This window comes from Mesorhizobium sp. B2-4-15 (assembly GCF_006658505.1).
Classification (GTDB): Bacteria; Pseudomonadota; Alphaproteobacteria; order Rhizobiales; family Rhizobiaceae; genus Mesorhizobium.
Genome location: NZ_VFUZ01000007.1, coordinates 97,313 through 109,410, shown reverse-complemented (window position 1 = coordinate 109,410; position 12,098 = coordinate 97,313). Strand labels below are relative to the sequence as shown.

Sequence of the window (12,098 nt, the reverse complement as noted above, 5' to 3'; positions counted from 1 at the left end):
CGCCGCCCGATGGGCGGCGTTTTGCATTCCACAGAAACCCAGATTACTTGATCTTGGTTTCCTTGAATTCGACGTGCTTCTTGGCGACCGGGTCGTACTTGCGGAACGACAGCTTGTCGGTCTTGGTACGGCTATTCTTGCTGGTCACGTAGAAGAAACCGGTGTCGGCGGTCGACAGAAGCTTGATCTTGATGTTTGCGGCTTTGGCCATGGTATCAGTCCGTTTGTTCGTGGAGTTTTGGCCGCTGGAGCACGGGGAAAACACCCGGACGCGGGAAACTTGGCGCGACACATAAAGAACGTACCCGGAAAGTCAAGCCCAGCCGACCTGATGTGGCCGGTTCGAGCTGCCCAGCATGCATAAATTACACGGTTTCCGCTTGGGGCGTGGCAACCTTCTTCCAATCCCCGGTGGTGTTCCACCAGCGATTCGGATTGGCGCGGTCGTCCAGCCCCTTGGAGCGGCTGGCGAGGATCGGCTGGAGGCGGATCACCGGCTCGTGGTAGGAATGCGCCTGGAAGATCGCCTCGACGACACGGCTGGCCAGCGCCTGGTCATCAGGCAGTTCGAACGAAACCTCGACCGTGCCCGGGCGGCGACGCAATTCGGCTTCGGCGCCGGCCGCCGCGCCTTCCAGTGGCCTGTAGCGTTCGATGCCGTGCGCGGACTGATAAGCGTTGCGGTCATATTTGCCCATGGCCAGCGGGGCGATCGCGACAACCGCGTCCATGATGCGGTCGACATCCGCGGCCGGCGCCTGGAAGGTCACAAGCAGCAAAAGCGTCATGCGCAGGGATGTGGTTTCAAAGCCGCTGTCGATCATGGGAGTGTCCTCAACTTCCGATGTTTGGGAACACCTCTTTTACCGCTTGGCTGCTGACATGGTTCTGTCAGCAGCCTGCCGCCTCAGGGCGGCGACAAAGGGCTTTTGTCCCCCGCTACAGGAGAATCTTGCGCACAAGCCTGAAGCAGACCAGGACGATGTAGGCGGCGAAGAACAGGCCGAGCGACCAGCCGAAGCCGGAAGGTCCGAAACTGTCCATGCCGATCCCGATCGCCTGCGGGCCAAGCACCATGCCGACGCCGTAGCACAGCACGAAAGCAGCATTGGCCGACGCCAGTTCGTGGCCGGAAAGCTGCGAACCGAGATGGGCGAGGCCGATCGTGTACATGGCCGCGACGACACCGCCCCAGACGAAAAGCAGCGCTGCCATGAAATGCCAGTTCGCGGCGAAGAAGGGCATGAACACCGTGCCGGCCAACCCTACAATGGCGCAGGCGAGCAGCAGATAGCGGCGATCGCTGACCCTGTCGCTGATCATGCCGATCGGTATCTGCAACAGCACGTTGCCGAGACCGATCATGGTCAGGAGAAGTGCCGCGTCGGCCTCGGAGTAGCCGATGCGGTTGCCGTAGACTGGAAATAGCGCGAAGCCGCCGGTCTCCACCGCGCCGAACACCAGCACGGCGAAGGTCGCGGTCGGAACCAGCCAGATGTAGCGCAGGAAGTTGCTGGTTTCGCCGTCGGCGACAATGGTGGGGCTCTCGTTACGCGCCGCCAGCACCGGTATCGCCGCCAGCGTCACCAAGGCGACGATGACGCCGAATGGCCTGAAGCCGGAGCTGCCGAGATGGGCGAACAGCCACGGACCGGCGGCAAAACCGAGCGATAGGACAGTGGCGTAGATGCCAAGGACAAGGCCGCGCCGGTAGGGAGGCGCCGACGTGCTGATCCAGAATTCCGACAGGATGAACAGCACGGTCAGCGCAATGTGCAGCACTATGCGCAGCGGGAACCACATCCAGAAATCAGGTGCGAAATGAAAGCCGATGAAGGCGAACGCACCGGCGGCAATCATGCCAATCATGGTCCAGGCGACACCGAAGCGCATGGCGAGCGGTGTGGCCAATGGCGCTCCGGCGATCGAGGCCAGGCCGGCGACAGCCGTGTTGAGGCCGATCATGGAGGCCGAATGGCCGCGTGTTTCCAGGATGACGCTGAGCAGGGGCATGCCCAAGCCGATGGCGATGCCGACGACGCTGATCGACGAGATCGCCGCGATCATCGGCAGCCAGTGTACGCGTTCGTCGCCCTTTGGTTGGGTATCGACCGTCATGGGTGTCTGAGTACTCGATGTTTTACAGAATTTCGCGGGTGAAGCGATTGCGGATCAGCCGGTAGAAGGGGACGGGACTGCCCGGACGCAGCTGCGGATCATGGGCCAGACGCTTTTCCAACTCGTCCAGGATCGTTCGGGTGATGTCGGGTATGTCGGCTTCGCGAGCCTTGGCAAGCGGCAGCCAGACCAGTTCCTCAAGTTCGTTCGTCGGGCCGCCGCCAGGCAGTTCGACAGCGACGTCGCCGCGCCAGGCGCTGAAGAAGCGTGTATCGAAGCGGCGCACCCGGTTGGGCGGAGTGATGGCCCGGGCGATGAAGCGCAGCATGTCCAGGGAGGGCTGCACGCCATGTTCGGCAAAACCCTGCCAATCGCGCCTAGCGGTGGCAAAGGCACCTTTGCGGCCGATCAGAAGCCCAGCTTCCTCGTAGGTCTCGCGGATCGCCGACAGGGCGATGGCGCGGGCTCGCGCGGCGCTGGTGCGTCCTGGGCCGGCGGTAAGCTTTGTTTCCTGTTCCGGGTGTAATGCCGCGGCGACAGCGATGCGACTGTCGGCAGGGTCGGTGCGGCCCCCGGGGAAGACGAATTTTCCAGGCATGAAGGCGTGGCCGGCATGGCGGCGGCCCATCAGCACAAGAACTTCATCGCCCTTGCGGTCAAGCAGGATCAGGGTCGCCGCATCGCGTGGGCGTATCGGCCGATCGCTATGAGCGATCACGCTCCGCTCGATCCTGTCGACTTCCGCCTTGGTCATACCATCCATGCGCAGGACCTAGCGGAAACTTCTTGCATGCGAAAGTGGCCTTGATGATCGGCATATTGCGCCAGCCAGTATCTCAGGCTCCCGGATGCGGCTCGATCACATCCTTTTCGCCACCAAATCCATGCATATAGAACGCCCATTGCAGTCCGATGACGGCACCTTTGACAGGCTGCAGCAGTGCAACCGACAGCAAGATGGTCAAGGGCACCCAGATCGCGATGTGCTGCCAGGTAGACAAGGTCGAGGTCGCTTCGACGCCCATGAAGGCGCCGAGAACGATGTGGCCGACGATGACGATGACCAGATAGGCCGGCAGGTCATCGGCGCGATGGTGGTGGATCTCCTCGCCGCACACGCTGCAGGTCTCCACCGTCTTGGTGAAGCCGCGAAACAGCTTGCCTTCGCCGCAGTTCGGGCAACGGCCCAGCAGACCGCGCTTCATCGCCGTCCACAAGGGGCGGGCCACCCGGCCCGAGTGAAGTTCGCCGCCGAAAACCTGTTGTTCCATCATCGTCTCCTGCCGCGTGAACCCGGTCGCGATTGCGACGCACGGGCGCGGCCTTTAGCCTTGTGAAATGACCGTTTCGAGCCTGGCAGGGGCTTCGGGTCGGTCAACATTTCGAAACGCATCGCGCCGGCCATCGGAGCCACCTGAACGAGCCGAACCTCAACACGATCCGCGAGTTGGTAGCCTTTGCCGGAGCGTTCTCCAAATAGGGAGCGGGCAGTTTCGTCGAATATATAGTAATCGCCGCCCAGAGTTGACACGGGGATGAAACCATCGGCGCCATACTGCGGCAATTGGACAAATAGTCCTGATTTGGTGACGCCGGAGATGCGGGCATCGAACCGGTCGTCGATGCGTTCGGCAAGATAAGCGGCGATCAGCCGGTCGACCGTGTCGCGCTCGGCAGCCATCGCGCGGCGTTCGGTGCCGGAGATCAGCACTGCAACATCTTCGAGACGGGCCGCCTCGTCCTGGGTCAACCCTCCCGGACCGAGGCCGAGCGCGGTGATAAGTCCGCGATGCACGATCAGATCGGCGTAGCGGCGGATCGGCGAGGTGAAATGCGCGTATCGCCTCAAATTGAGGCCGAAATGGCCGATGTTCTTCGGCGAATATTCGGCCTGGCTCTGCGAGCGCAGCACCACCTCGTTGACCAGGCCTTCATTGTCGGCGCCACGTACGCGTTCCAGAATGCCGTTGAACTGGCTGGGCCGCATCTGCGCGCCGCGCGCCAGCGACAGGCCAAGCGTCTGCAGGAACTCGCGCAGTGATTCCTGCTTGGCGAGCGAGGGCGCGTCATGGATACGATAGACCAGCGCCTGCTTCTTCCCCTCCAGCGTTTCGGCGGCGGCGACATTGGCCTGGATCATGAATTCTTCGATCAGCTTGTGGGCATCGAGCCGTTCCGGCACGATGACGCGGTCGACCGTGCCATCGTCTTTCAGCAGGATCTTGCGTTCCGGCAGGTCGAGTTCGAGCGGCTGGCGGCCTTCGCGCCCGCGCTTGAGGATCGCGTAGGCATCCCACAGCGGCTTCAGCACCGTGTCGAGGATCGGGCCGGTCTTGTCGTCCGGCACACCGTCGATCGCTGCCTGCGCCTGCGGGTAGGCAAGCTTGGCCGCCGACTTCATCATGATGCGGTGGAACGAGTGCCGGATCTTGTGGCCATCGGCGGAGAAGGTCATGCGCACCGCCAGCGCCGGCCGGTCCTGGCCTTCGCGCAGCGAGCAGAGGTCGTTGGAGATGCGCTCGGGCAGCATCGGCACGACGCGATCCGGGAAATAGACCGAATTGCCGCGCTTCAGCGCTTCACGGTCGAGTGCGGTGCCGTAGCGGACATAGGCGGCGACATCGGCGATGGCGACCGTGATGACCACGCCGCCTGGGTTCTTCTCATCGATATCGGGTGTGGCGAACACCGCGTCGTCATGGTCCTTCGCGTCGGCCGGATCGATGGTGACGAGCGGCAGGTCGCGCCAGTCCTCGCGGTTGGCCATCGTCGCCGGTTTGACGGCTTCGGATTCAGCAATCACGTCGGCCGGGAAAATGTGCGGAATGTCGTGGGCGTGGATGGCGATCATCGAGACCGCCTTTTCACTGGTCAGCGAGCCCAGCACGTTGAGCACCTTGGCTCTCGGCAGCCCATAGCGGGAGGCCCGCGCGGGTTCGACCTCGACCAGGTCGCCGTTCCTGGCGCCGTTCTGGAATTCCTTGTCGACGACCAGTTCCGGCTGGCGCCGTTCCACCGGCTCGATGCGAAAGGTGCCGTCCTGAAGCACCCGGAAGACACCGAGAACGGCCTCGTTGCGTTTCTCGAAGATCTTCATCACCCGGCCGGTATAGGCGGGACCCGACGGATCATCGGTCGGGAACGTCTTGGCCAGTACGCGGTCGCCGATGCCCGGCGCCGGCCCGCTGCCGCCGCGCGAAACCCGGATCGAGACCACGGGCGGCTCGCCAGTGCCGACGGCCTCGGTCGGATGGGCCAGCAAAATACCGTCGCCATCGCGGCCGAATATATCGAGCACGGCGACATGGGGCAGGGCGCCGACCCGGGCCAGCCGCTTGCGCTCCTTGCTCAGGACGCCCTCATCCTGCAGGTCGCGCAGGAGATCCTTCAGCCAGATGCGGTCGTCGCCACGCAGCGCGAAGGCCTTGGCGATGTCGCGTTTTCCCGCCCGATCAGGATTCTCGGCGATGTAGCGCAGGATTTCGTCACGCGAAGGCCGGTAATCGTCCTTGACCTTGGCCCTGGTGTCGGCGGTGCGCGGATCGCCGTGGCTTCTTCCGGTGATCCTGCGCGCCACGCCGTCCTACCCTTTTTTCTTCGCGGCCGGCTTCTTGGCCGCTGTTTTCTTGACCGGGGCCTTGGCCGCTGCCGCCGCAGTCTTGCGGGCCGGTTTCCTGCCGCCGCCGCCCTTGGCTTCCTTCTCGGCAATCAGCGCCAACGCATCTTCCATGGTGACGGATTGTGGATCCTTGCCCTTGGGCAGCGTGGCATTGACCTTGCCGAAATTCACGTAAGGTCCGTACTTGCCGTCGCGCACGACGATCTTGCCGCCGCCGTCCGGATGGTCGCCAACCTCCTTCAGCGCTGCCGGAGTACCACCGTTGCGGCCGCCCTTGGCCTTCGACTGCTTCTCGGCAATCACGGTGACGGCCCGGTTGAGGCCGATCGAGAACACGTCCTCGATGCTGTCGAGATTGGCGTAGGTGCCATCGTGCAGCACGAAGGGACCGTAACGGCCGAGCCCGGCCGAAATCATCTTGCCGCTCTCGGGATGCTTCCCCACGTCGCGTGGCAGCGACAACAATGCCAGCGCCTTCTCATGATCGATGGAGTCAGGCGTCCAGCCCTTGGGCAGGCTGGAACGCTTGGCGTCCTTGCCCTCGCCGCGCTGGATATAGGGGCCGAAGCGGCCAGAGCGCAGCGTGATTTCCTCCGCCGTGTAGGGGTCCTTGCCGAGCAGCCTGGTGCCGTCCTCGCCGCCGCCATTCTCGCCATTCGGGTTGGCGGCGTCGCCGAGCTGGCGGGTGAAGGAGCATTCGGGATAGTTGGAGCAGCCGACGAAGGCACCGAACTTGCCAAGCTTGAGCGACAGATTGCCGGTGCCGCATTTCGGGCAGATGCGCGGGTTCGAACCGTCTTCCCGTGCGGGGAACACCAGCGGTGCCAGTTCCTCGTTCAGCGCATCGAGCACGTCGGTGACGCGCAGCTCCTTGATGTCGGCGACGGCGCCGGAAAAATCCTTCCAGAAGTCGCGCAGCACGTCCTTCCAGGCGAGCTTGCCGTCCGAAATCTCGTCGAGCTTTTCCTCGAGCGATGCGGTGAAGTCGTACTCGACGTAGCGCTCGAAGAAGCTTTCGAGGAAAGCCGAGAGCAGGCGGCCCTTGGCCTGCGGCACCAGCCGGCGCTTGTCGATGGCGACATAGTCGCGGTCCTCGAGCGTCTTCAGAATCGCCGTATAGGTCGACGGCCGGCCGATGCCGAGTTCCTCCAGCTTCTTGATCAGCGAGGCCTCGGAGTAACGCGGCGGTGGCTCTGTCGTGTGCTGGGTGGCGTTGATCGCCTGACGGGTGAGTTGCTCGCCGGCACGGATTTCGGGCAAGCGGCGGTTTTCCTCGTCTTCGGCGTCGTCGTCCTTCTGGTCGGTGTAGGCGGCGATGAAACCGTCGAAGCGGACGACCGAACCCACGGCGCGAAGCTCGGCGATACGAGCCCCGTTCACGGCTTCTATCTCGACAGTCGTGCGCTCGATTTCGGCTGGCTGCATCTGGCTGGCGATGGCGCGCTTCCAGATCAGTTCATAAAGCCGCGCCTGGTCGGCATCGAGATACTGCCTGACCGATGCCGGGGTGCGCATGAAATCCGTCGGGCGGATCGCCTCGTGCGCCTCTTGGGCATTCTTGGCCTTGGCGGTGTAAAAGCGCGGCTTTTCCGGCAGGTATTTCGGGCCGAACTCCTTGGCGATCGCATCGCGAGCGGCCGAGATCGCCTCGGGCGCCATCTGCACGCCGTCGGTTCGCATATAGGTGATCAGGCCGGCGGTCTCGCCGCCAATGTCCATGCCCTCATAAAGCCGCTGCGCCACCTGCATCGTGCGAGTGGCCGAGAAACCGAGGCCCGACGAGGCGGCCTGCTGCAGCGTCGAGGTTGTGAAGGGCGGGCCAGGATTGCGCTTGGTCGGCTTGGCTTCGACGGACAGCGCCTTGAAGGCCGCACCTTCGAGCATCGCCTTGATGTCGTCGGCCTGCGCCTTGTTGGAAATGTCGAGTTTCTGGAGTTTCTTGCGTTCGAAGGCGGTCAGCCGCGCCTCGAAAGTCTCGTTGCGCGGTGTGCCGAGGATGGCCGCGATCTGCCAGTATTCCTCGCGGATGAAACGCTCGATCTCGGATTCGCGGTCGCAGACCAGGCGCAATGCCACCGACTGGACGCGGCCGGCCGAACGGGCACCAGGCAATTTGCGCCACAGCACCGGCGACAGCGTGAAGCCGACGAGATAGTCCAGCGCCCGGCGGGCGAGATAGGCGTCGACCAGCGGCGCATCGATCTGGCGTGGATTGGCCATCGCCTCCAGCACCGACGATTTGGTGATGGCGTTGAAGACGACGCGGCTGACCGGCTTGTCCTTCAGCGCTCGCTTCTGCTTCAGCACTTCCAGCACATGCCAGGAAATGGCCTCACCTTCGCGATCCGGGTCGGTGGCGAGGATCAGGCCATCGGCATCCTTGACCGCCTTGGCGATGTCGGCGAGCCGCTTGCCCGATGCGGTATCGACCGCCCAGGACATGGCGAAATCTTCATCCGGGCGCACCGAGCCATCCTTGGCCGGCAAATCGCGGACATGGCCGAACGAGGCCAGGACCTTGTAGTTCCTGCCGAGATATTTGTTGATTGTCTTCGCCTTGGCCGGCGATTCGACGACGACGACGTCCATGAGGTCTCTTATCTGCTGTGATGCGCCAGAAGAATTCCGCTGCGCGCGACGAAATCTCGTTTCTGTTTGTCGCTCACATGGCCGCGCTTTTGCATCCGGTCAAGGGGAGGCGTCTAAATTGCCGGACGGTCCGCAGCGAATACACTCTTAGAGTGTATGAAGAAAATCACAGAATTTCGGTCAGGGGAGGTGATGGCCGCAAGCCGGCGAAAATGACCGGATGCTCTTCCGGTGAGTCGAGAGAAATCGCCTGGCGTGCCGCCCTCGACCACATGTCCCGGTGCACGAAAGGAAGCTGGCCGCCGCTGCATGGGGGGCGGCGACCAACCTCTGTCCCGCCGGCAAGCGGGAACGGGTGTTGAGGCTCAGTCGGCCTTGACGACGTGCCAGACGCCGGCGACGCCGTCACCGTTCATGTCACCGGCTTTCTTGTCCTTGATGAAGGTGTAGACCGGCTTGCCGTCATAGGCCCACATCTTGGTGCCGTCGGTGCGGTCGATAACAGTCCATCCGTCGCTGGCCTTGGCGGCTGCCTCGGCCTTCAGCGGCCGCCAATTGGCGGCGCATTTGTCGTAGCAATTGGTCTTGCCTTTCCCGTCCTTGTCATAGGTGTAGAGCGTCATGCCCATGGCGTCGGTGTAGATCTTGGTGCCACCGGCCTCGGCTTCCTTCCACGCCTCGGCGGCGAAGGATGCTACGGTGCCGAGCAGAAGCGCGGCCAGCGCTGCGGTCATCGTTTTCATGGAAATCTCCCTGGCTGATATCTGGAGACTCGCGGGAAATCGCGGCCTCGATGTGTCAACGCCATGCGCGGCTCCTTTCTTCCCCCGCCCGCGATGACTTGCCACAGCATGGTGGTTGGCCACAGGATGGTGATTGGCGAACGAACCCGCGTGCCGCTATATCGTCGCCAGAACAGTCGGAGCTTTTGGAATGGCATTGGACATCGGCTATGTCAGCGCGGTCGGGGCGGGCGCCATCTCGTTCCTGTCGCCTTGCGTGCTGCCGCTGGTGCCGCCCTATCTCTGCTACATGGCCGGCGTTTCGGTCGACGATTTTCGCGGCAATGCCGGTGTGACGGCAAGGGAAGGCGCGCGCGGCGCGCTGCTCTATTCCTCGATCGCCTTCGTGCTCGGTTTCTCGACCGTGTTCGTGGCGCTCGGCGCCGGCGCCTCGACCATCGGCCGGCTGCTGCGTGTCTGGCAGGAACCGCTGGCGATGGGTGCCGGCGTGCTGATCATCCTGATGGGCCTTAATTTCCTGGGCATCCTGCGCATCCCGCTCCTGTCGCGCGAGGCCCGCTTCCAGTCGCAGGGCAAGCCGGCCAGTGCCGTTGCCGCCTATATCATGGGTCTGGCCTTCGCCTTCGGCTGGACGCCGTGCATCGGTCCGGTATTGGGGCCGATCCTGACGCTGGCGGGCGGCCGCGAAACAGTGGGCGAGGGCGCGCTGCTGCTCGCTGCCTATTCGCTCGGGCTTGGCATTCCCTTCCTGATCGCGGCGCTTTTTTCCGGAGCTTTCATGCGCTTCCTCGGCAAATTCCGTGTCCATCTCGGCCGTGTCGAGAAGGCAATCGGCGCATTGCTGGTCGTCGCCGGCGTGTTTTTTCTCACCGGCGGGGTGCAGACGGTATCGTACTGGCTGCTGGAGAATTTCCCGGTGCTGGGGCGGCTGGGGTAACCACCGCCGATGGACCCACTGATTAAAAGTCAGTTGCTCCACCATCTCACCTGAATTTAACCGCATTGGTGCAGCATGGCGCCACTGCTATCCTGTCTTGACTCCCAACGCTTTCATATGGTTGTCCGTCCATGAGCCAGAGATCCTGCCTGTCCGTCATTCTCGCCGCCGGCGAAGGTACGCGCATGAAGAGCGCGCTGCCGAAGGTGCTGCACCCGATCGCAGGGCTGCCGATGGTGGCTCACGTGGTGAAGGCGGCCGAAGCCGCCGGCGCCAGCAGCGAGGCGATCGTAATCGGGCATCGCGCGGAAGAGATGCGCGAGGTGATGGCGAAATTCTCACCGAAGGCAGAGACCTTCGTGCAGGAGGAGCGCCTGGGTACGGCGCATGCCGTTCTTGCCGCACGTGAAGCGATATCGAGGGGTCATGACGACATTCTGGTCATGTTCGGTGACACGCCGCTTATCGATGCGGAAGCGCTGACGCTGGCGCGGCTGAAACTCGCCGAAGGCGCGGCCGTCGTGGTGATCGGCTTCCGTCCGCCCGTTCCAAACGGCTATGGCAGGCTGGTCGAAAAAGGCGGCAAGCTGATCGCCATCCGCGAGGAAAAGGACTGCTCCGAGGCGGAGAAGAAGATCACCTTCTGCAATGCCGGCATGATGGCGATTGCGGGCAAGCATGCGCTGAAACTGCTCGATGCGGTCGGCAATCAGAATGCCAAGGGCGAATATTACCTCACCGACATCGTCGAGATCGCCGGCGCGCAAGGTCTCGATGTGGTCGCCACCGAAGCCAGTTTCGAGAATGCGCTCGGCATCAACAACCGTGCCGAGCTGGCGCAGGCCGAAGGTCTCTGGCAGCAGCGCCGGCGGGAGCAAGCCATGCTGTCGGGCGTGACCTTGGTCGCGCCGGAAACGGTGTATTTCTCGTACGACACCGAGATCGGCGCCGACACGATCGTCGAACCCAATGTCTGGTTCGGCCCGGGCGTTAAGATCGCGGGCGGCGCCAAGATCCACGCCTTCAGCCACATCGAAGGCGCCAGCATTGCGTCCAATTGCGATGTCGGGCCGTTCGCACGGCTGCGGCCGGGTGCGGATCTCAGGAACAAGGCAAAGGTCGGCAATTTCTGCGAGGTCAAGCAGGCCATCATCGAGGAAGGCGCCAAGGTCAACCATCTGACCTATATCGGCGATGCCCGGGTGGGTGCGGCGGCCAATATCGGCGCCGGCACCATCACCTGCAACTATGATGGTTATTCGAAATTCTTCACAGACATCGGCGAGGGCGCCTTCATCGGCTCGAACTCGTCGCTGGTGGCCCCGGTGTCGATCGGCAAGGGCGGCTACATCGCGTCCGGCAGCGTCATCACCGAAAATGTGCCCGACGACGCGCTGGCCTTCGGCCGGGCTCGCCAGAAGACGATCCCCGGTAAGGGCAAGGAATTGCGCGAGCGCTTTGCTTCGGCAGCGGCCGCGAAGAAGAAGGCTGCGGAATAGGCAATGCTATTACGCAAGCCATAGATAGATAATTCGCCCAAGCGCGCCGAGAAGCAGCACGAAGGCCGTCAGTGACTGGATGAAGAATCCAGGATACCGTTTCAACGGCGCGGAAAGATATCCGACGAAATAGGCGATGCGTCCGATCAGCCAGACGAGCCCGAGGCCGGCGGCCCAGGCAGGGCTCCAGTAGATGGCGAACAGCCACATGGCCGGGAGGAAGATCGGCAGCCATTCGATCGTGTTGCAGTGCGCCCGGATCGCCCGCTCGAGCCGCGGGTCGCCCGTCATGGCCGGGGCGAGTATTCCGGTCGTGGAATGGGTGCGGGCGACCGTCAGGGCCATGCCGAATATCATGAGGCCGCAAAGCAGGGTGATCGCAGCCACCGGGTAATAGCGTTCCATGGTGCATTCCTCCTTGCGGACGAATTCTATACGGAGCATGGCCGGTCGCCAGCAATATCGCGCAAAACGATGCTGGCCGCAGGAACATCGCGAAAACCTGAACAATAGCGGTAACCAGCTTGCAAGAGCGGTCTGTCATGGTGCATGCGTGCTGAAGCGTTCCGTTACACGGGGCGAAATGCAATGTG

11 protein-coding genes are annotated in these 12,098 nt (G+C 63.1%); 2 read left to right on the top strand and 9 right to left on the bottom strand.

The window, feature by feature from the left end; translation table 11 throughout:
* Positions 1–43: 43 nt before the first annotated feature.
* The 8 genes from rpmG to FJ930_RS10770 form a co-directional block, all read right to left on the bottom strand.
* Positions 44–211, bottom strand: a complete 168-nt coding sequence (gene rpmG, locus FJ930_RS10805) for a 50S ribosomal protein L33 (protein ID WP_006201775.1) — start codon at positions 209–211, stop codon at positions 44–46.
* 154 nt (positions 212–365) lie between these two features.
* A complete protein-coding gene (locus FJ930_RS10800; RefSeq protein ID WP_141837464.1) occupies positions 366–824 on the bottom strand; it encodes a hypothetical protein in 459 nt (152 codons plus the stop codon).
* Between the two features lie 115 nt (positions 825–939).
* Entirely contained in the window at positions 940–2,118 is a 1,179-nt protein-coding gene (locus FJ930_RS10795; RefSeq protein ID WP_140741247.1) for an MFS transporter, read from the bottom strand.
* A 22-nt stretch (positions 2,119–2,140) separates the two neighbouring features.
* Complete coding sequence (locus FJ930_RS10790; protein WP_141837463.1) at positions 2,141–2,881, bottom strand: NUDIX domain-containing protein; 741 nt, start codon at positions 2,879–2,881, stop codon at positions 2,141–2,143.
* A 73-nt stretch (positions 2,882–2,954) separates the two neighbouring features.
* A complete protein-coding gene (locus tag FJ930_RS10785) occupies positions 2,955–3,389 on the bottom strand; it encodes a DUF983 domain-containing protein (RefSeq protein WP_181763349.1) in 435 nt (144 codons plus the stop codon).
* The gene (rnr, locus tag FJ930_RS10780; RefSeq protein ID WP_140741252.1) at positions 3,389–5,695 is read right to left on the bottom strand and encodes a ribonuclease R; all 2,307 of its coding nucleotides are present in this window, start codon (positions 5,693–5,695) and stop codon (positions 3,389–3,391) included. The genes FJ930_RS10785 and rnr overlap by 1 nt, the downstream gene beginning before the upstream one ends.
* A 6-nt stretch (positions 5,696–5,701) precedes the next feature.
* Positions 5,702–8,326: a type I DNA topoisomerase gene (gene topA, locus FJ930_RS10775; protein ID WP_140741254.1), complete on the bottom strand. Its 2,625-nt coding sequence runs from the start codon at positions 8,324–8,326 to the stop codon at positions 5,702–5,704.
* 365 nt (positions 8,327–8,691) lie between these two features.
* On the bottom strand, positions 8,692–9,069 hold the full coding sequence (locus FJ930_RS10770) for a hypothetical protein (protein WP_141837459.1): 378 nt from the start codon (positions 9,067–9,069) through the stop codon (positions 8,692–8,694).
* A 190-nt stretch (positions 9,070–9,259) separates the two neighbouring features.
* On the opposite strand from FJ930_RS10770, the gene FJ930_RS10765 reads away from it, so the two are divergent.
* Both FJ930_RS10765 and glmU read left to right on the top strand, forming a co-directional pair.
* Positions 9,260–10,006 carry a cytochrome c biogenesis CcdA family protein gene (locus tag FJ930_RS10765; protein WP_141837457.1) on the top strand — a complete coding sequence of 249 codons (747 nt, stop codon included), beginning with the start codon at positions 9,260–9,262 and terminating at the stop codon, positions 10,004–10,006.
* Positions 10,007–10,137: 131 nt separating this feature from the next.
* Entirely contained in the window at positions 10,138–11,505 is a 1,368-nt protein-coding gene (glmU, locus tag FJ930_RS10760; RefSeq protein ID WP_140741258.1) for a bifunctional UDP-N-acetylglucosamine diphosphorylase/glucosamine-1-phosphate N-acetyltransferase GlmU, read from the top strand.
* Positions 11,506–11,514: 9 nt separating this feature from the next.
* Here glmU and FJ930_RS10755 read toward each other — a convergent pair whose 3' ends face one another.
* Positions 11,515–11,910, bottom strand: a complete 396-nt coding sequence (locus tag FJ930_RS10755) for an MAPEG family protein (protein ID WP_140741302.1) — start codon at positions 11,908–11,910, stop codon at positions 11,515–11,517.
* Positions 11,911–12,098 lie beyond the last annotated feature (188 nt).